Origin of the sequence: Streptomyces sp. NPDC051822, from assembly GCF_044452745.1 — a bacterium.
Classification (GTDB): Bacteria; Actinomycetota; Actinomycetes; order Streptomycetales; family Streptomycetaceae; genus Streptomyces.
On sequence record NZ_JBITBZ010000001.1, the window covers coordinates 69,677 to 88,303 of the forward strand.

Sequence of the window (18,627 nt, forward strand, 5' to 3'; positions counted from 1 at the left end):
TGAAGGAGTGACCGACCGATGAGCACCCGGTATCCGTTCACCGCCGTCGTCGGTATGGACGACCTGCGGCTCGCGCTGCTGCTCAATGCCGTCAGCCCGGCCGTGGGCGGTGTGCTCGTCCGGGGGGAGAAGGGGACCGCCAAGTCCACGGCCGTGCGGGCGCTCGCCGAGCTGCTCCCCTCCGTGCCGGTCGTCGCCGGCTGCCGGTTCAGCTGTGATCCGGTCGCGCCCGACCCCGGCTGCCCGGACGGGCCGCACGAGGCCGGGCCCGGTGCCGAGCGGGCCGCGCGGATGGTCGAGCTGCCCGTCGGCGCCTCCGAGGACCGGCTCGTCGGCGCGCTCGACATCGAGAAGGCGCTCGCCGACGGCGTGAAGGCCTTCGAGCCCGGGCTCCTCGCCGACGCGCACCGCGGCATCCTGTACGTCGACGAGGTCAATCTCCTCCACGACCACCTCATCGACCTCCTTCTCGACGCCGCCGCCATGGGCTCCTCGTACGTCGAGCGCGAGGGCGTCTCGGTGCGGCACGCCGCCCGGTTCCTGCTCGTCGGCACGATGAACCCCGAAGAGGGCGAGCTGCGGCCGCAGTTGCTCGACCGGTTCGGGCTCACCGTGGAGGTCGCCGCCTCGCGCGAGCCCGAGCAGCGGGTCGAGGTCGTCCGGCGGCGGCTCGCCTTCGAGGACGACCCGGCCGCGTTCGCCGCGCGGTGGACGGGCGAGGAGACCGCGCTGCGCGGCCGGATCGTCGCCGCCCGCGCCCTGCTGCCGCAGGTGACCCTCGGCGACGCCGTACTGCTCCAGATCGCCGCGACCTGCGCCGCGTTCGAGGTGGACGGCATGCGCGCCGACATCGTCATGGCCAGGACCGCGACCGCGCTCGCCGCGTGGGCGGGGCGCACCGAGGTCACCTCCGAGGACGTACGGCAGGCCGCGCTGCTCGCCCTTCCGCACCGGCGGCGGCGTTCGCCGTTCGACGCTCCCGGCCTCGACGAGGACAAGCTCGACGAGACCCTGGAGCAGTTCAAGGGGGACGAGCCCGAGGACGACCCGGAGCCCGACGGCCCCGGTGACGGCGGCCCCGGTGACGGCGGCCCCGGTGACGGCGGCCCCGGTGACGGCGGCCCGGACGGTGGCGGTCCCGGCGGGGGCATTCCGCCGCAGGGGGAAGGGCACGCGCCCGACGACGCACCGGCTCCGGGCGACGCACCGGCTCCCGATGACGCACCGGCTCCCGAGCCCGCGAGCGCCCGCGCCGGTGAGCGCGCCGCCGTCAAGGCCGCCGAGCCCTTCCGTACGAAGATGCTGAGCGTGCCCGGTCTCGGCGAGGGCGCGGCCGGGCGCCGCTCCCGGGCCCGTACCGAGCACGGCCGTACCACCGGATCCACCCGGCCCCGGGGCGCCCTCACCAAGCTCCACCTGGCGGCGACCGTGCAGGCCGCCGCCCCGCACCAGAAGGCGCGCGGGCGGACCGGCAGGGGGCTCGTGGTCCGCAGGGACGACCTGCGGCAGGCGACGCGGGAGGGGCGCGAGGGGAACCTGGTGCTGTTCGCCGTGGACGCGTCCGGCTCGATGGCGGCCCGGCAGCGGATGAGCGCCGTCAAGGGCGCCGTCCTCTCGCTGCTGCTCGACGCCTACCAGCGGCGCGACAAGGTCGGTCTGGTCACCTTCCGGGGCCGGGACGCCGAGGTCGCCCTGCCGCCGACCTCGTCGGTGGACGCCGCCGCCGCCCGGCTCGAACTGCTTCCGACCGGCGGTCGTACGCCGCTGTCCGCGGGGCTCCTCAAGGCCCACGACGTGCTGCGGGTCGAGCGGCTGAGGGACCCCTCGCGCCGCCCGCTGCTCGTCGTCGTGACCGACGGGCGGGCGACCGGCCGCGGTGCCGACCCGGTGGCGCTCGCCGCCCGCGCGGCGCGGCTGCACGCCGCCGACGGCACGGCGTCGGTGGTCGTGGACTGCGAGACCGGGCCGGTGCGGCTCGGACTCGCCGTGAGCCTGGCGTGCGAACTCGGCGGCACCGCCGTCAGCTTGGACGAGCTGCGCGCCGACTCGATCGCCGGACTCGTCAGAGATGTTCAGGGAACGCACAGGACCACTGCCAGGAGGGCCGCTTAATGCCGCAGGGACAGCCGACCGTCGTGCCCGACGACGGTCTCACCACCCGTCAGCGACGCAACCGCGCACTGGTGATGGTGCACACCGGCGTCGGCAAGGGGAAGTCGACCGCCGCGTTCGGCATGGCGCTGCGCGCCTGGAACCAGGGCTGGCCGGTCGGGGTGTTCCAGTTCGTCAAGTCCGCCAAGTGGAAGGTCGGCGAGGAGAACGCCCTCAAGGCGCTCGGCGAGACCGGCAAGGGCGGCACGGTCACCTGGAACAAGATGGGTGAGGGCTGGTCCTGGATCCAGCGCGAGGTCGCCGAGGGCGAGCAGTCGCACGAGGAGAAGGCCCGCGAGGGCTGGGAGCAGGTCAAGCGGGACCTCGCCGAGGAGAAGTACAAGTTCTACGTCCTCGACGAGTTCGCCTACCTCCTGCACTGGGGCTGGATCGACGTCAAGGAGGTCGTGGAGGTGCTGCGCGACCGTCCCGGGCAGCAGCACGTCGTCATCACCGGCCGCAACGCGCCGCAGGAGCTCGTCGACTTCGCGGACCTCGTCACCGACATGTCCAAGGTCAAGCACCCGATGGACGCCGGTCAGAAGGGCCAGCGGGGCATCGAGTGGTAGCACGTCTCGTCATCGCCGCGCCCTCGTCGGGCGCGGGCAAGACCACGGTCGCGACCGGCCTGATGGCCGCGTTCGCGGGCCGTGGTCTGGCCGTCTCCCCGCACAAGGTCGGCCCCGACTACATCGACCCCGGCTACCACGCCCTGGCGACCGGCAGGCCCGGCCGCAACCTCGACGCGTACATGTGCGGTACGGGGCTTGTGGCGCCGCTCTTCGCGCACGGGGCGCGCGGCTGCGACCTGGCCGTGGTCGAGGGCGTGATGGGTCTGTACGACGGGGCGGCCGACCAGGGCGAACTGGCCTCCACCGCGCAGGTGTCCAAGCTTCTCAAGGCACCGGTCGTGCTCGTCGTCGACGCGTCCTCGCAGTCGCGGTCGGTGGCGGCGCTCGTGCACGGGTTCGCGTCCTGGGATCCGGAGGTGCGGATCGGCGGGGTGATCCTCAACAAGGTCGCCACCGACCGGCACGAGCATCTGCTGCGGGAGGCGCTCGGGGAGTCGGGGGTGCCGGTCCTCGGGGTGCTGCGGCGGGCGCCGGCCGTGGCCACGCCGTCGCGGCACCTTGGCCTGGTCCCCGTCGCCGAGCGGCAGGCGGCGGCGGTGTCCGCTGTCGCAGCGCAGGCGGAGCAGGTTCTCGCCGGGTGCGACATGGAGGCGCTGCTCGCGCTGGCGCGCAGTGCGCCAGAACTGCACGCCGAGCCGTGGGTGGCTGAGGTCGGGGAGCGGCTGCACGCCGGTGGTCACGGCGTGCCCACCGGCGTGCCCACGCCGAGGATCGCCGTCGCCGGTGGGGCCGCCTTCACGTTCTCCTATGCCGAGCACGCCGAACTGCTCACCGCCGCCGGGGCCGAGGTCGTCACCTTCGATCCGCTGCGGGACGAGACTCTTCCCGAGGGGACGTCCGGGCTCGTCATAGGCGGCGGCTTCCCCGAGATGTACGGGGCCGAGCTGTCCGCCAACGAGCCGCTGCGCAAGGCCGTCGCCGAGCTCGCCCGCTCGGGGGCACCGGTCGCCGCCGAGTGCGCCGGGCTGCTGTACCTGGCGCGGTCGCTCGACGGCACGCCCATGTGCGGCGTGCTCGACGCGGACGCGCGGATGTCCGAGCGGCTCACGCTCGGGTACCGGGACGCCGTCGCCGTCAGCGACAGCGTCCTCGCACCCGCCGGCGCCAGGATGCGGGGTCACGAGTTCCACCGGACCGTGATCGAGCCGGGTGCCGGGGCCGAGGCCGCCTGGGGGCTGCGGCAGCCCGAGCGGCGACTGGAGGGCTTCGTCCAGGGCGGTGTGCACGCCAGTTACGTGCACACCCACTGGGCAGGTGCCCCCGAGGTCGCCGCCCGGTTCGTCGAGCGGTGCGCGGGCGGTCCGGTCGCGTGAGTTCAGCCGCCGGAGACGCCCACCACGAGCCAGATGAAGGCCACGCCCGCCACCGTGCACAGCACGGTGGAACGGGCGGGGTGGTCGTGGTGGGCCTCCGGCAGGATCTCGGCGGCGGCCAGGTAGAGCAGGGCGCCCCCGAAGAAACCGAGATAGCTGCCGAGCAGTTCCTCCGGAAGGGTGAACAGCAGGGTGGAGGCGGCGCCCACGATCGGGGCGAGGGCGTCCGCGACGAGCATTCCGACGGCCCTGCGGCGGGCGTTCCCGTAGAGGCTCGTGATCGTGTAGGTGTTGAAGCCGTCGGCGAAGTCATGGGTGATGACGGCGAGGGCGACGGTCGCTCCCATGCCCCCGCCGACCTGGAAGGCGGCGCCGAGGGCGATGCCGTCCATCAGGCTGTGGCCGACCATCGCTGCGGCCGCCGTGAGACCGACCTGCGGGACCCGCTCGTCGGCTCCGACCCCGTGTGCCGCACGGCGGACGGCGAGGAGCCGCTCCACCACGTGGGCGAAGAGGAAGCCGCCGACGAAGAGCAGCAGGGCCTCCGGAACACCGAAGACCTCGGCGCCCGCGGCCTCCAGCGCCTCCGGCAGCAGGTCGAGTCCGACGACCCCGAGCATGAGCCCGCCGGCGAGCCCGAGGACCAGGTGGCGGCGGTCGGTGACGCGCCCGGCGACCCAACCGCCGAAGAGCGTCATGAGGAACGCGCCGAGCGCGACGACCACAGCCATGCGCCTTTGGTATCGGATCGGGGGGCGTCCGCGCACCTCGGCGTCGGGGCCCGGCCCGGGACTCCGGTGGCGGACGTACTCGCGCTGGTCGACGCGGTGCTGCGGGAGGCGGGGCTCGCGCGTGCGGACGTCCGGTCCCTCGGCACGCTCGACGCGCGGGCCGCGGAGCCGGGCGTCGCGGGGGCGGCGGAGGTACTGGGCGTGCCGGTGCGGGGGTTCACGGCGGAGGAGCTCGCGGCCGTGCCCGTACCGCATCCGTCGGCGGTGCCGCTGACGGCGACGGGCACGGGATCCGTGGCGGAGGCGGCGGCGTTGCTGGCCGCGTCGGGCGCGCGGGACGCGCGGGACACATGCGGGGAACTGCTTCCCGGGGCTGTCGTCGGGGCTGTCGCAGGGGCCATGCTGCTCGTACCGAAGCGGAAGAACGCGCGCGTAACGTGTGCGCTCGCCGCCTACGTCCCGTTACGTCCGAACGAAGACGCCACAGACGTACGGTTGTTGCACCGGGCTCACGGGTACATCGCTGGCGAGCCCGGCTCACCCCCCACCATCCCCACCCCCCACACGACGGCGGCCATGGACATGCACACGCATACCGACGCCCACGACCTGCGCCACCACGGTGACGCCGAGGTACGGGACGAGAAACTCATCGATCTGGCGGTCAACGTTCGGACGAACACCCCGCCGGACTGGCTGCGGGAGCGCATCGCCGACTCCCTGACGGGTCTCGCCGCGTATCCCGACGGCCGGGCCGCGCGGGCGGCCGTCGCCGAGCGGCACGACCTGCCCTCGAACCGGGTGCTGCTCACGGCCGGCGCGGCGGAGGCCTTCGTGCTGCTCGCGCGGGCGCTGCCGGTGCGGCGGCCGGTGGTGGTGCATCCGCAGTTCACCGAGCCCGAGGCGGCGCTGCGGGACGCCGGGCACGACGTGGGCCGGGTGCTGCTGCGCGAGGCGGACGGTTTCCGGCTGGATCCGGCGGCGGTCCCGGAGGACGCGGACCTGGTGGTGATCGGGAACCCCACGAACCCGACCTCCGTGCTGCACCCCGCCGAGTCGATCGCCGCGCTCGCCCGGCCGGGGCGGATCCTGGTGGTGGACGAGGCCTTCATGGACGCGGTGCCGGGCGAGCGCGAGTCGCTGGCCGGGCGGACCGACGTGCCGGGGCTCGTGGTGCTGCGCAGCCTCACCAAGACCTGGGGGCTCGCGGGGCTGCGGATCGGGTACGCGCTCGCCGAGCCGGAGACGATCGCGGCCCTGGAGCGGGCGCAGCCGCTGTGGCCGGTGTCGACGCCGGCGCTCGTCGCGGCGGAGGCGTGCATGTCGCGGGCGGCGCTCGCGGAGGCCGAGCACGCGGCGCACCGGATCGGGGTGGAGCGGGCCCATCTGCTGGCAGGACTCGCGGAGTTCGACGAGGTGCGGGCGGTGGAGGGGGCGGAGGGCCCCTTCGTGCTGCTGTGGATCGACGGGGCGGACACGGTGCGGGAGCGGCTGCGGTCGCTGGGCTTCGCGGCCCGGCGGGGCGACACGTTCCCCGGGCTCGACCGGAACTGGCTGCGGCTCGCGGTCCGGGACCGGGTGACGACGAACCGCTTCCTCCAGGCCCTCGACCAGGCCCTGCTGATCGGCGGCTGAGCTCGGGAACGCGCGCGGGTCCGGGGAGGGCGACGTCGTCACCGTCGCCCTCCCCGGACCCGTGGTTCCCCTTGACCACTCCCCCGGCGCCCGTCCCCCTCGGGCCGTCCCCCTCGGGCCGTCAGCCCCGGGAGCGGGCGCGCGAGCGGGTCAGCGCGAGGGCGCCGCCGCCGGCCACGACGAGGGCGAGTGCTCCGGCCGCGATGTACGGGGTGGTGGAGCTGCCGCCGGTCTCGGCGAGGTTCTCGGTGGGGGTGGTGCCGCCGTTGTCGGTCTTGATGCCGCCGGCGTCGCTCGGCCTGGCCGTGGGCTGCTGCGTGGGCTGCTCGGAGGGCCGCTCGCTGGGCTTCTGGGTGGGCCGCTCGGTCGGCTTCTCGGTGGGCTTCCCGGTCGGGGCCGTGCCCTTGGGCGTCTCGCAGGTCGCCTCGGCGAGTGTCACGGTGCCGTCGACCGCGGCCACGCCGAGCTTCAGCGGGTCGACCTCCACCTTGAGTTCGAGGGCCGTCGCGGCGGCCGTGCGGGAGGTCGTCGAGGTGCGGGAGAGGTCGAGGGTGACCTGGCCGACGCCGGGCACGGCGACCTGGGTCCTGCCGCCCGCGGAGAGGGTGGTCTTCTTGCCGAAGACCGTCACGTGACCGAGGACGTTGGACTCGGCGACCGGCTTCTCGCCCACCTCGCACAGCGCCCTGGAGGTGACCTTCTCGACCTCGATGAGGGAGAGCAGCGGGATGCCGGGGACGTGCACCCGCGCCTTGACCAGGTTGACGTGGCCCTCGGCCTTCTCGTCGTCCACGGTGGCCTCGGAGGTGGCGACGTCGGCGGCGAGGATGTCGATCGGCTTCCCGCCCTCGGCCCCCTGCACCTTCACGGAGAGCGCGGTCTCGCTCTCGGTCGCCGGCGCCTTGACCTCGTTGAGGCTGACTCGCAGCGGCACGTCGACCGTCTTGTTCAGCAGGGAGACGTCGAGGCCGGTGCGCAGGACGACGGCGGTGGCGCGCCCTTCGCCGCCCGTGGCCTGCGCCGCCGGCGCCGCGAGGAGCACCGGGCCGATGGTCAGGGCGGCGACGGTCGCGGCGGCGGCGGTACGGCGTACGGGCATGCGGAAGGTGTTGCTGTTCACGGTGGTGGAACCCCCACAAGAGACATGGCGTCGCCGGGCCGCTCACCACGGGGACGGTGGGTCGGCGCGGCCTCGGCGACTTGAGACACCGGAATCTTTACGCACGGAGAGTGAACCGGCAGTCGCCTGGCGTGAGTTCACTCCAAAGGGGGGTTTCCGTGTTCATTTTCGATTTTTTTCGCCACAACCGTTCCCGGGTGTCCCGCGTCTCTCGCACGTGCGGGCGGGCGGGGCGCCACACGAGAAGGGTGAGAACGACCCGCGCGTCACCGAAGTAACGGATCGTCAACGCGACGCGTTCAGCTCGGGCGCCAGTACCCGAGCGCGTGGACGCGCTCCTTGGGGAGCGCCAGCTCCTTGCGCGCGTACGTGGCGAGGGTGCGGGTGGTCGCGGTGTCGCAGGCGATCCAGACGTACGGGTCGGCGTCGGCGAGCGCGGGCAGCTCGGCCTTCACCCGGGCGACGAGATCGGCGCCGCCGCGCTCGCGCGGCACCCGGCGCAGTTCGTGCAGTTCGGGGTCTAGCCGGAACGGCAGTTCCTCGTCGGAGGCGTGCTGGGTCTCGAACCAGACGGTGGCCGGGACGCCGGGAAGCGCGTCGAGCAGCGAGTTGATCGCGGGCAGGGAGGCCGGGTCACCGACCACGAGCAGCCGTCCGGGAACCGGGTCGGGGGCCTCGAAGCCGGTGCCCTGGAGGGTCGCTTCGACGGTGTCGCCGGGGGCGCAGGTGCGGGCCCAGCGGCTGGCGACGCCGTCGTGGAGGGCGAACTCCAGGCTGAACGTGCCGGCCTCCGCGTCCGGGTCGACCAGGGTGTAGGCGCGCTGGTGGGGCTTGCCCGCGCCGGCGAACCAGATCCGTACCCACATCGTCGGGTGCACTCCGGCGGCGGCGAGCAGGCCGCCGTCCGTGAAGTGCACCCGGCGGTAGTCGTCCGTGACCTGCTCGGCCCCCGTCACGGTGAACGTGAAGTCCTTACCGCGCATCAGCTTGAGAACGGCACCCTGCCAACCGTGACCCACCGCGATCCCCTCCCCTGAACTCCTGTAGATTATTTAGGTCAGCCTAACCTAAGAAATTCGCAGCGGACATGGACGGAACGGGGTCTCCGTGAGTATCGAGGTCTACCGGGACGCCTGGGGCGTCCCTCATCTGCGCGCCGCGGACCCGGACGAACTCGCCTTCGCCCAGGGCAGGGTCACCGCCCGCGACCGGGCCTGGCAGCTGGAGGTCGAGCGGCACCGGGCCCAGGGCACCACGGCCGCCTTCCTCGGCTCCGCCGAACTCGGCTGGGACACCTTCGCCCGCCGGTCCCGGCTCGCCGACACCGCGCGCCGCTGCTTCGAGCGGCTCGAACGCGACGACGCGCCGACGGCCGCCTGGGTCCGCGCGTACGTGGACGGCGTCAACGACGGCCTGACGGAAGGGGCCTCGCACGCCCCCGAGTTCGCGGAGACCGGTCTCGCGCCCGGGCGCTGGGAGCCGTGGACGCCGCTCGCCGTCTGGCTCTCGACCCACATCCTGTTCGCGGGCTTCCCCACCAAGCTGTGGCGCGAGGAGGTCGCCCGCCGGCTCGGCGAGGAGTGGACCGAGCTCTTCGCGACCGACGGACCCGGCACCGCGGGCTCCAACGGCTGGCTGGTCGCCGGCGAGCGGACCGCGAGCGGGGCGGCCCTGGTGGCCGGCGACCCGCACCGGTTCATCGAGGCGCCCGGCGTCTACCAGCAGATCCGGCTCGCCTGCCCCGCGTACGACGTCGTGGGCATCGCCGTGCCGGGCATCCCGGGACTCGGCCACTTCGGCCACACCGGTCCGGTGGCGTGGGCCATCACCAACGCGATGGCGGACTACCAGGACCTCTACCGGGAGCGGCTGCGGCGGCTCCCGGACGGCGGGGTGGAGGCGTACGGCCCCGACGGGTGGCGCCCCGCGCCGGCGCACACCGAGACGATCGAGGTGGCGGGCGGCGAACCGGTCGTCGTCGAGGTGATCGAGACGGACCGGGGCCCGGTGATCATCGGCGTCGAGGACGAGCCCGGCACCGGCGTCTGGGAGGCCGTCAGCCTGCGCTACCCGCCCCGGGTCACCGGGCAGCTCGGCTTCGGGGTGCTGCCCGCGCTGCTGCGCGCCCGGACCGTCGCCGACGTGGACGCGGCCCTCGACGGCTGGGTCGAGCCCGTGAACGTCGTCCTGGCCGCCGACACCGAGGGCGGTCTGCTGCACCGGGTCGCAGGACACGTACCCGTACGGGACCGGGCCAACTCGCTGCGGATCGTGCCCGCCTGGGACCCGGCGCACGACTGGGCGGCGGAGCCCGCGCCGCTGCCGCGCGCCGAGGTGAGCGGCCATGCCGTGATGGCCAACGCCCGCGGCCTGGCCGCGCCCCTGGGCATCGAGTTCGCCCCGCCGCACCGGGCGGCCCGGATCGACGCGCTGCTCGGCGCCTCGGCGGAATGGACCCCGGAGACGACGACCGCCGTCCACCGGGACACCGACAACCCCTCGGCGGCCCGTCTCCTCGCGGCGGTGGCACGGGCGGGCGAGCGCCTCTCCCCCGTCGACTCCCCGGCCGCCTCCCCCGCCGCCGCCCCGGGCCTCTCCCCCGCCGCCTCCGCCGTGCGGGACCGGCTGCTCGCCTGGGACCGGCGGATGGACGCGGAGAGCACCGACGCCGGTCTCTACGCCGCCGTGCGCGCGGCCGTGGTCCGCCGGCTCGCCGCCCACGAGGCCTTCGAGGCGCTGCGCGCACCCGCCGCGTACCCCGAGGTCTTCCGGCCCTGGCTCGCCCTCGGGCCGCGCGTCGCCTACGCCCTGGAGACCCTCCTCGTGGCCGGGCCCGTGCCCGCGGCGGACGTCGACCGGATCGTGCGGGAGGCGCTCGAAGAGGTCGGCGCCGGTGAGCCGCCCGCCGCCTGGGGCGTGACGCACCGGCTCGCGCCCTGGCAGGCCCTGCCCGACGCCGACGACGCCCAGTGGCCGGGGCTCGGCGGCGACCACGACTGCGTGTTCTCCACGTCCAGCGTGCCCGGCTGGACCGACCGCAGCGCCCGCGCCTCCGCCGCCCGCTACGTCTGGGACCTCGCCGACCGCGAGCGCAGCGGGTGGATCGTGCCGTTCGGCGCGTCCGGCGTTCCCGGCGACCCGCACCACCGCGACCAACTCCCCCTGTGGCTGAGGGGCGAGCTCGCCCCCGTCACCACCGACTGGCAGTACCTCACCAAGGAGCAGGGATGACCACCGCCGTGTACGTCCAGAACGTCGAGGGCTTCGGCACCGTCACGGTCCGGCCCGTCGAGCCCGAGCGCGACGCCCCGCTCCTGCACGGCTGGGTCAACGAGGAGCGGGCCCGCTTCTGGGGCATGGCCGGGACCACCGTCGAGCAGGTACGGGACATCTACGCGCACCTCGACTCGCTCACCACCCACCACGGCTTCCTCGTCAGCCTGGACGACGAGCCGGTCGCGCTGTTCCAGACGTACGACCCCGAGGCCGACCGCGTCAGCGAGTGCTACGAGGCGCTGCCGGGGGACATCGGCGTGCACCTGCTGATCGCCCCGGGCACGGCCCCGCGGCCCGGCTGGACGGGCCGGCTGCTCACCGTGCTCGTCGCCTTCTCGCTGCGGGACCACACCCGCATCGTGGTCGACCCGGACGCCGCCAACGAGAAGGCCATCGCCCGGATGGTGCGGGCCGGGTTCGAGCTGGGCCCCGAGGTCGTCCTGCCCGAGGTGGACCTGCCGGAGGTCTTCATCCCGGAGAAGAAGGCCCGGCTGGCGTTCCTGACCCGCTGATCCCCCGGGGGGGGGTCAGCCCGTCACCCGGCCGTTGACGACGACCCGGCGCGGCGCCGCGAGGACGCGGACGTCCGCGCGCGGGTCCTCCCCGTAGACGACGAGGTCGGCGGGGGCGCCCTCCTCCAGGGAGGGGCGGCCCAGCCAGGACCTGGCACCCCAGGCGGTGGCGGAGAGCGCGTCGAGCGGCGGGATGCCGGCCTTCGTCAGCTCCTCGACCTCTTCGGCGACCAGTCCGTGGGCGAGGGAGCCGCCCGCGTCCGTACCCACGAAGACGGGGACGCCCGCGTCGAAGGCGGCGCGCACGGTGTCGTACCGGCGCTCGTGCAGCCGGCGCATATGGGCCGACCAGCGGGGGAACTTCTCCTGGCCGCCGTCGGCGAGGTGAGGGAAGGTCGCGATGTTGACGAGGGTCGGCACGATCGCGACCCCGCGCTCGGCGAAGAGCGGAATGGTGTCCTCGGTGAGGCCGGTGGCGTGCTCGACGCAGTCGATCCCGGCCTCGACCAGGTCGCGGAGCGAGTCCTCCGCGAAGCAGTGCGCGGTGACGCGGGCGCCGAGCCGGTGCGCCTCCGCGATGGCCGCCTCGACCTCGGCGCGCGGCCAGCAGGCGGTGAGGTCGCCCGCCTCGCGGTCGATCCAGTCGCCGACGAGCTTGACCCAGCCGTCGCCGCGCCGGGCCTCGCGGCCGACGTACGCCACGAGGTCGGCGGGCTCGATCTCGTGGGCGTAGTTGCGGATGTAGCGGCGGGTGCGTGCGATGTGCCGCCCCGCACGGATGATCTTCGGCAGGTCCTCGCGGTCGTCGATCCAGCGGGTGTCGGAGGGGGAGCCGGCGTCACGGATGAGCAGGGTGCCCGCGTCCCGGTCGGTGAGGGCCTGCTTCTCGCTGGTGGCCTCGTCGACGGGGCCGTGCCGGTCGAGGCCGACGTGGCAGTGGGCGTCGACGAGTCCCGGCAGTGCCCAGCCCTCGACGGTGACCGCCTCCGCGGCGGGCCGGTCGAAGGTGATCCGCCCGTCGACGCACCACAGTTCGTCCCGTACGTCCTCGGGGCCGACGAGCACCCGCCCCTTCACGTGCAGCACCGTGTGATCGCTCATGTCTGCACTGTACGAGGGCGGGCGCGTGCCCGGGACCCCCGGTCGGGGTGCTCACTCGTCGATCGCGGCCCCGAAGCGCGCGTCGAGGTACGGGCCGCCGAAGGTGCCCGCGTTGAAGGTCCATGAGCCGGTGGCGGTGAGCCCGCCCGTACCGGCCGAGAAGACCCAGACGCAGCCGTCCTCGGTGTCCTCGCCGGGGGCGGCGGCGAGCAGTCCGAAGCGTCCGTCGGCGTTGGGGTCGACGAGCCGGACCTGGCCGCCGAACTTGTCGCCCTTCTCCACCGCGCCGGGCACGGAGGGCGAGTTCTGCGTCCAGGAGGCGGCGCCGGTGGCGGTCAGGCCACGGGCGGTGCCGCGCAGGACGGTGACCATGCCCGCGTCGGCGATGGTGCCGATGTCCTCGCCGGGGGCGCCGATCACGGCGTCGTCGTAGCCGTCGCCGTCGAGGTCGCCGGTGGCGACCGCGGCGCCGAAGGAGTCGCCCGCCTCCGCGGCGCCGGGCACGCCGGTGGTGTTCTGGCTGATGATCGTGCCGGCGCGGGTGTCGATGCCGTGCGGCGAGCCGTACTGGACGGTGACGAGGCCGGCGCCCCGGCCGCCGCCGACGGCCGCGCCGGGCGAGCCGACGAGCACGTCGTCGAAGCCGTCGCCGTCGAAGTCGCAGTCGCGGTCGTCGGCGCGGGTGCTGCCGTGCACTCCGGCCCAGGCGGCGGGTGCGGTCGCGATCCCCGCGCCGGTGAGAAGGAGGAGCGTCGCCGCGGCGAGGGCGGCGGAACGGTGCTTGCGCATGGAGCGGCTCCTGGATTCGGAGGGTTCCGGGCGGCTGCGGGGGTGCGCCGGACGGGGCCCGTGCCCGGTCCGTCGTCCTGTTGGACACCTGATGTCCCCTGACGGTTGCACACGAAACGAAGATCCCTTTTGTACGGGTGGGCCAAGGGGCGTCCGGGGTGTGCGTCGGTACCCTGATCCGAGTTCCGCCCGCACCGCACCGAGTCGAAGAAGGCACCGCCGTGACCGTGACACATCCGCTCCTGGACCTCGCCCCGCTGACCGCCGCGCACTTCGCGTCGATCGAGCGGCGGGTGGCCGCGCTGCTCTCCACGGAGCAGGACGTGGTGATCACCCAGGGCGAGGCGCTGCTCCCCCTGGAGGGGTGCATCCGCAGCGGGGCGCGGGCAGGTTCGACCGCGCTGAACGTCGTCACCGGTCCGTACGGGCAGACCTTCGGCAACTGGCTGCGCGACTGCGGCGCGACCGTCGTCGACCTGGAGGTGCCCTTCCACACGGCGGTGACGGCCGCTCAGGTGGCGGAGGCGCTCGCCGCGCACCCGGAGATCGACTTCGTGTCCCTGGTGCACGCGGAGGCGGCGACCGGGAACACCAACCCGGTCGCGGAGATCGGCGAGGTCGTACGGGCGCACGGCGCGCTGTTCTACCTGGACGCGGTGGCGTCGATCGGCGCCGAGCCGGTGCTGCCGGACGCCTGGGGCGTGGACATGTGCATCATCGGCGCGCAGAAGGCGATGGGCGGGCCCGCGGGCGTGTCGGCGGTGTCCGTGAGCGCGCGCGCCTGGGAGCGGTTCGCCGCCAACCCGGCCGCCCCGCGCCGCTCGTACCTCTCCCTGCTCGACTGGAAGGAGCGCTGGATCGACGGCGGACGCAAGGCGCTCCTGCACGCTCCTGCACAGCTGGAGATGCTGGCACTCGAAGCGTGTGTGGAGCGGATCGAGGCGGAGGGTCTCGACGCCCTGATGGCCCGGCACGCCTCGGCGGCGGCGGCGACCCGGGCGGGGGCGCTCGCCCTGGGCGGCGGCCTCGAACCGTACGTGTACGAGGCGGGCGACGCGGCCCCGGTCGCGACGACGCTGCGCACCCCGGCCGGGGTGGACGCCTCGGAGCTCGTGGCGAAGGCGCTGGCCGCCGATCCGTCGCTGCCGCTGATCGCGGGCGGCGGGGCGCTGGCGACGGAGATGATCCGGGTGAACCACTACGGGGTGGACGCGACGCCGGGGGCCGTGCAGTCCTCGCTCGCGGCCCTGGGCGCGGCGCTCGGCGAGTCGGGCCGCGCGGTGGACCTGGAGGGCGCCCGCCGGGCGGTCACGGAGGCGTGGAAGTAGTCCCGGGCACGGCAGCGGAAGCGGTCCCGGGTACGGGAAGGGGGCGGGGGTCCGGTGCCGGACCCCCGCCCCCTTGCCGTAGGCGCGGTTACAGCGCGGGGTAGTCGGTGTAGCCGCGGTGGTCGCCGCCGAAGAAGGTGGCGGGGTCCGGGGTGTTGTACGGGCCGTCGGCCTTCAGCCGGGCGGGCAGGTCGGGGTTGGCGAGGAACAGCGCCCCGTACGCGACGAGGTCGGCGGTGCCGTCCTCGATCAGGGTCAGGGCGGCGGCGCCGGTCGGCCCTTCGGTGGCCGGGTTGAGGATGAAGGTGCCGGAGAACGCCTTGCGCAGGGCGAGGGTCAGCTCGCGGATCTCGGGCGCGGCCTCCGTGACGTGCAGGTACGCGATGCCGACCGGCTCGATCGCGGCGACGAGGGCGGGGTAGATCTCCTCGGTGTCGGTCTCGGCGATGTCGTTGTAGGTGTTGGCCGGGGAGATGCGCAGGCCGGTGCGCTCGGGGCCGATCTCGTCGGCGACGGCCTTGACGACCTCGACGGCGAAGCGGATGCGGTTCTCGACGGAGCCGCCCCAGCGGTCGGTGCGGTGGTTGGAGCCGGAGGCGAGGAACTGGTGCACGAGGTAGCCGTTGGCGCCGTGGATCTCGACGCCGTCGAAACCGGCCTCGACGGCGTTGCGGGCGGCGGCGGCGAAGCCGGCGATCTCCTCGACCACCTCGTCGGCGGTGAGCTCGCGCGGGGCGACGAAGTCGATGAGTCCGGTGCCGGCGAAGAGCCGGCCCGCCGGGGCGACGGCGGAGGGCGCGACGGGGTGGAGGCCGTCGGCGAGGACGACGGGGTGGCTGATCCGGCCGGCGTGCATGAGCTGGGCGAAGATCTTCCCGCCGCGTTCGTGCACGGCGTCGGTGACCTCGCGCCAGGCGGCGATCTGCTCGCGGCTGTGCAGGCCGGGGGTGAAGGGGTAGCCCTGGCCACGGGGGACCGGCTGGACGCCCTCGGTGATGATCAGCCCCGCGGAGGCGCGCTGGGCGTAGTACTCGGTGACGAGCGCGGTGGGGGTGCGGCTCTCGGCCTCGGCGCGGCTGCGGGTCATGGGCGCCATGGCGATGCGGTTGGCGAGCCGGGTCCCTGCGAGGTCGATCGGGTCGAAGGCGGTGGTCATGGCTGTCCCCTTCACGATTTATGTGGTCGGCCAAGTATCTGGCCCGGATGCCACTGTAACCCATTCATTGGCCGGCCAAGGTAATCTGTGGAGAGAGCCTTCCCGAGGAGCACCGATGTCAGGAACCGACCCCGTCTGTACGGAGACGACGCCGTCCGCAGCCCGCGGCGGACCCGTCAGCATCGCGCTGGCCCGAGTGGCCCGGATGCACCGGATCGCCGCCGGACGGCGTCTGAAGGAGCTCGGCCTCTACCCGGGCCAGGAGATGATGATGATGCGGCTCTGGGACTGCGGCCCCGTCCGCCAGTCCGAGCTGATCCAGTCCCTGGGCCTCGACGCCTCGACGGTGACCAAGATGCTCCAGCGCCTGGAGCAGTGCGGCCACGTCCGCCGCGGCCCGGACCCGGCCGACCGGCGCGCGGTCCTGGTCGAGGCGACGGACGAGGGACGCTCGCTGCGCACCGGCGTCGAGGGCGTCTGGTCGGACCTGGAGCAGCTCTCCCTGCAGGGCCTCGGCCCGGACGACCGGGCGGAACTGGCCCGGCTGCTCGGGCTCGTGGCGGAGAACCTGCGCGTGGAGGCCGGCGAGGCGGGCGAGTGCCCGCTGGCGCCGGACGGTGCCGCACCGCAGGGGAACCGCTGAGGAACCCCGAGGCGCGCCCGGGCCCGCCGGGGAGCCGCCGACCGCCTGGGAGCCGCCGACCGGCCGGGAGCCGCTGACCTCCCCCGGCGACCCGACCTCAGCCGGCCAGGACGTCCAGGGCCCGGTCCACGTCCGCCGCCGTGTTGTACAGGTGGAAGGAGGCGCGCAGGTTGCCCGCGCGGGCGGAGAGCAGGACGCCGGCCTCACGCAGCGCGTCCGCCCGGCCACCGAGGCCGGGGACCGCGACGACCGTCGAGTCGTCCATGACCGGCTCGTGACCGAGGGAGACCAGACCGGAGCGGAAGCGGGCCGCGAGCCCCTTGTCGTGGGCCTCGATCCGCCCGACGCCGATCTCTTCGAGGAGCGCGAGCGAGCGGGCCGCCCCGTGGTACGAGAGGAACGCCGCGGGCTCGTCGAACCGGCGTGCCGTGCGGGCCAGTTCGCGGACCGGGCCGTAGCTGTTCACCCACATCTCCTCGCCCGTGACCCAGTTGGCGTGGATCGCGAGGAGCGAGTCCTGCGCCTCCTCCGTGACGGTGAGGAAGGACGCCCCGCGCGGACAGAGCAGGTACTTGTAACCGCCGGCGACCGTGTAGTCCCACTCCCCCGCGCGCAGCGGCAGCCACCCGGCCGACTGGGTGGCGTCGAGGAGGGTACGGGCGCCGTGCGCGGCCGCCGCGGCGCGGATCGCCGCGAAGTCGGCCGTCCGGCCGTCCGCCGACTGCACGGCGGAGAAGGCGACGAGCGCGGTCTCCGGACGGACGGACTCGGCGAGCCGCTCCAGGGGCACGAACCGGGTCTTGAGATCGCCGCGGATCGTGAACGGGGTGATGACGGAGGAGAACTCGCCCTCGGGGAAGAGGATCTCGGCCCCGGAGGCCATCGACTGGGCGATCATGCCGCAGTGCACGGCGACGGAGCTGCCGACGGCGACGCGCTCGTGCGACACACCGGCGAGGCGGGCGAAGGCGGCGCGGGCCTCGTCGACGATCTCGAAGCTGCCGGCGCCGTCGGGGCGGCCGTCGGCGGTCTCCTCCGCGAGGAGCGTGACGGCCTCGATGGTCCGGCGGGGCAGCAGCCCGCAGGCGGAGGTGTTCAGATAGGTCCGCTTGGGCGCGAACTCGGCGCCCCCGAGCGGCTGGTCGAGGGAATCAAGGGAATCCATGCCCCCACCCTGGGTTCCCCGCGATCACCCGTCAATCGGGGCAGATCGTGGGGAATCCCCAAGCCGCGCTTATCTCCGCAGGTCGGTGCGGGTACGGGCACGGTGCGGGCGGCTCAGGCCTGCGGGACCTCGCAGCTGCCGTCGGGGCCGCAGACCTCCGCGTCGCCGCCGACGGGCTGGAGGACGCGGCCCTGCCAGGCCTGCTCGAGGGCCTGGGTGAAGACCTCGGCGGGCTGGCCGCCGGAGATGCCGTAGCGGCGGTCGAGGACGAAGAACGGCACGCCGTTCGCGCCCAGTTCGGACGCCTCGCGCTCGTCCTCGCGTACGGCGTCGGCGTAGGCGGACTCGTCGGCGAGGACGGCCCTCACCTCGGTCTCGTCGAGACCGGCCTCGACGCCGAGCGCCACCAGGGTCTCGGTGTCGAAGACGGAGCGCTCCTCGGCGAAGTTGGCACGGTAGGCAAGGTCCAGGAGCTCGCTCTGCCGCCCGCGGTCCTTGGCGAGGTGGAGCAGCCGGTGGATGTCGAAGGTGTTGCCGTGGTCGCGGCCCTCGGTGCGGTAGCCGAGGCCCTCGGAGTGCGCGTTGGAGGCGACGTGCGCCTCCATGGCGCGGGCCTCGGCGAGCGTGCGGCCGTACTTCTCGGCGAGCATCTTCAGGACGGGTTCCCTGTCGCCCTTGGCGCGGTTCGGGTCGAGCTCGAAGGAGCGGTGCACGACCTCGACGTCGTCGCGGTGGGCGAAGGCCGCGAGCCCCTTCTCGAAGCGGGCCTTGCCGATGTAGCACCAGGGGCAGGCGATGTCGCTCCAGATCTCGACGCGCATGTGACTTCTCTCCGAGGGGGTTGCCGGTGGGGGTGTGCGACGGCCATAACGCCGCCCGCGGCCGGGTTCATTCCGTTTCGGCCCGCGATGTGAGCCGGAGCACGGGCGGCCCCCCGGCCCGCTTCCGGCCTCCGGGGGCCGGGCGGGTTCCCTCTGGCGCTCCTGCGGTACTGCCCCGGCGCCACCCCGTACTCCCGCTTGAACGCCTTGGCGAAGGCGAACTCGGAGCGCACAAGAGCAGGGTCTCCCCCGCG

16 protein-coding genes are annotated in these 18,627 nt (G+C 74.2%); 8 read left to right on the forward strand and 8 right to left on the reverse strand.

Annotation, left to right across the window (positions count from 1 at the left end; all coding sequences use genetic code 11):
* Nucleotides 1–18: 18 nt before the first annotated feature.
* From ACIA8N_RS00340 to ACIA8N_RS00350, 3 genes are read left to right on the forward strand one after another with little or no spacing between them, the layout of a single operon-like run.
* Complete coding sequence (locus ACIA8N_RS00340) at nt 19–2,112, forward strand: putative cobaltochelatase (RefSeq protein WP_365782309.1); 2,094 nt, start codon at nt 19–21, stop codon at nt 2,110–2,112.
* Entirely contained in the window at nt 2,112–2,720 is a 609-nt protein-coding gene (cobO, locus tag ACIA8N_RS00345; RefSeq protein WP_365782311.1) for a cob(I)yrinic acid a,c-diamide adenosyltransferase, read from the forward strand. Before ACIA8N_RS00340 ends, cobO begins: the two co-directional genes overlap by 1 nt.
* The gene (locus ACIA8N_RS00350; protein ID WP_365782313.1) at nt 2,714–4,096 is read left to right on the forward strand and encodes a cobyrinate a,c-diamide synthase; all 1,383 of its coding nucleotides are present in this window, start codon (nt 2,714–2,716) and stop codon (nt 4,094–4,096) included. Before cobO ends, ACIA8N_RS00350 begins: the two co-directional genes overlap by 7 nt.
* A gap of 2 nt (nt 4,097–4,098) precedes the next feature.
* Here the strand turns inward: ACIA8N_RS00350 and ACIA8N_RS00355 are convergent, their stop codons facing one another.
* On the reverse strand, nt 4,099–4,827 hold the full coding sequence (locus ACIA8N_RS00355) for a ZIP family metal transporter (protein ID WP_030546972.1): 729 nt from the start codon (nt 4,825–4,827) through the stop codon (nt 4,099–4,101).
* A 6-nt stretch (nt 4,828–4,833) separates the two neighbouring features.
* On the opposite strand from ACIA8N_RS00355, the gene cobC reads away from it, so the two are divergent.
* Entirely contained in the window at nt 4,834–6,462 is a 1,629-nt protein-coding gene (gene cobC, locus ACIA8N_RS00360; RefSeq protein ID WP_365782315.1) for an Rv2231c family pyridoxal phosphate-dependent protein CobC, read from the forward strand.
* Nucleotides 6,463–6,583: 121 nt separating this feature from the next.
* Here the strand turns inward: cobC and ACIA8N_RS00365 are convergent, their stop codons facing one another.
* Both ACIA8N_RS00365 and ACIA8N_RS00370 read right to left on the reverse strand, forming a co-directional pair.
* Nucleotides 6,584–7,582: an SCO1860 family LAETG-anchored protein gene (locus ACIA8N_RS00365; RefSeq protein WP_365782317.1), complete on the reverse strand. Its 999-nt coding sequence runs from the start codon at nt 7,580–7,582 to the stop codon at nt 6,584–6,586.
* Between the two features lie 299 nt (nt 7,583–7,881).
* The gene (locus ACIA8N_RS00370) at nt 7,882–8,601 is read right to left on the reverse strand and encodes a siderophore-interacting protein (protein ID WP_365782319.1); all 720 of its coding nucleotides are present in this window, start codon (nt 8,599–8,601) and stop codon (nt 7,882–7,884) included.
* Between the two features lie 88 nt (nt 8,602–8,689).
* Here ACIA8N_RS00370 and ACIA8N_RS00375 point away from each other — a divergent pair, with 88 nt between their 5' ends.
* Both ACIA8N_RS00375 and ACIA8N_RS00380 read left to right on the forward strand, forming a co-directional pair.
* On the forward strand, nt 8,690–10,813 hold the full coding sequence (locus ACIA8N_RS00375; protein WP_365782321.1) for a penicillin acylase family protein: 2,124 nt from the start codon (nt 8,690–8,692) through the stop codon (nt 10,811–10,813).
* Nucleotides 10,810–11,370 (forward strand): GNAT family N-acetyltransferase, encoded by a 561-nt coding sequence (locus ACIA8N_RS00380; protein ID WP_365782323.1) that lies wholly within the window; start codon nt 10,810–10,812, stop codon nt 11,368–11,370. Before ACIA8N_RS00375 ends, ACIA8N_RS00380 begins: the two co-directional genes overlap by 4 nt.
* A 15-nt stretch (nt 11,371–11,385) precedes the next feature.
* On the opposite strand, the gene ACIA8N_RS00385 is transcribed toward ACIA8N_RS00380, so the two are convergent.
* Both ACIA8N_RS00385 and ACIA8N_RS00390 read right to left on the reverse strand, forming a co-directional pair.
* A complete protein-coding gene (locus tag ACIA8N_RS00385; protein ID WP_365782325.1) occupies nt 11,386–12,471 on the reverse strand; it encodes an amidohydrolase family protein in 1,086 nt (361 codons plus the stop codon).
* 51 nt (nt 12,472–12,522) lie between these two features.
* Nucleotides 12,523–13,260 carry a hypothetical protein gene (locus ACIA8N_RS00390; RefSeq protein ID WP_365782327.1) on the reverse strand — a complete coding sequence of 246 codons (738 nt, stop codon included), beginning with the start codon at nt 13,258–13,260 and terminating at the stop codon, nt 12,523–12,525.
* Between the two features lie 227 nt (nt 13,261–13,487).
* Here ACIA8N_RS00390 and ACIA8N_RS00395 point away from each other — a divergent pair, with 227 nt between their 5' ends.
* Nucleotides 13,488–14,588: an aminotransferase class V-fold PLP-dependent enzyme gene (locus tag ACIA8N_RS00395; RefSeq protein WP_365782452.1), complete on the forward strand. Its 1,101-nt coding sequence runs from the start codon at nt 13,488–13,490 to the stop codon at nt 14,586–14,588.
* Nucleotides 14,589–14,676: 88 nt separating this feature from the next.
* Here the strand turns inward: ACIA8N_RS00395 and ACIA8N_RS00400 are convergent, their stop codons facing one another.
* Entirely contained in the window at nt 14,677–15,744 is a 1,068-nt protein-coding gene (locus ACIA8N_RS00400) for an alkene reductase (protein WP_365782329.1), read from the reverse strand.
* Between the two features lie 115 nt (nt 15,745–15,859).
* Here ACIA8N_RS00400 and ACIA8N_RS00405 point away from each other — a divergent pair, with 115 nt between their 5' ends.
* A complete protein-coding gene (locus ACIA8N_RS00405; RefSeq protein WP_365782331.1) occupies nt 15,860–16,387 on the forward strand; it encodes a MarR family winged helix-turn-helix transcriptional regulator in 528 nt (175 codons plus the stop codon).
* 97 nt (nt 16,388–16,484) lie between these two features.
* Here the strand turns inward: ACIA8N_RS00405 and ACIA8N_RS00410 are convergent, their stop codons facing one another.
* Both ACIA8N_RS00410 and ACIA8N_RS00415 read right to left on the reverse strand, forming a co-directional pair.
* Nucleotides 16,485–17,552 (reverse strand): aminotransferase class V-fold PLP-dependent enzyme, encoded by a 1,068-nt coding sequence (locus tag ACIA8N_RS00410; protein ID WP_365782333.1) that lies wholly within the window; start codon nt 17,550–17,552, stop codon nt 16,485–16,487.
* Nucleotides 17,553–17,665: 113 nt separating this feature from the next.
* The gene (locus ACIA8N_RS00415; protein WP_365782335.1) at nt 17,666–18,373 is read right to left on the reverse strand and encodes a DsbA family oxidoreductase; all 708 of its coding nucleotides are present in this window, start codon (nt 18,371–18,373) and stop codon (nt 17,666–17,668) included.
* Between the last annotated feature and the right edge of the window lie 254 nt (nt 18,374–18,627).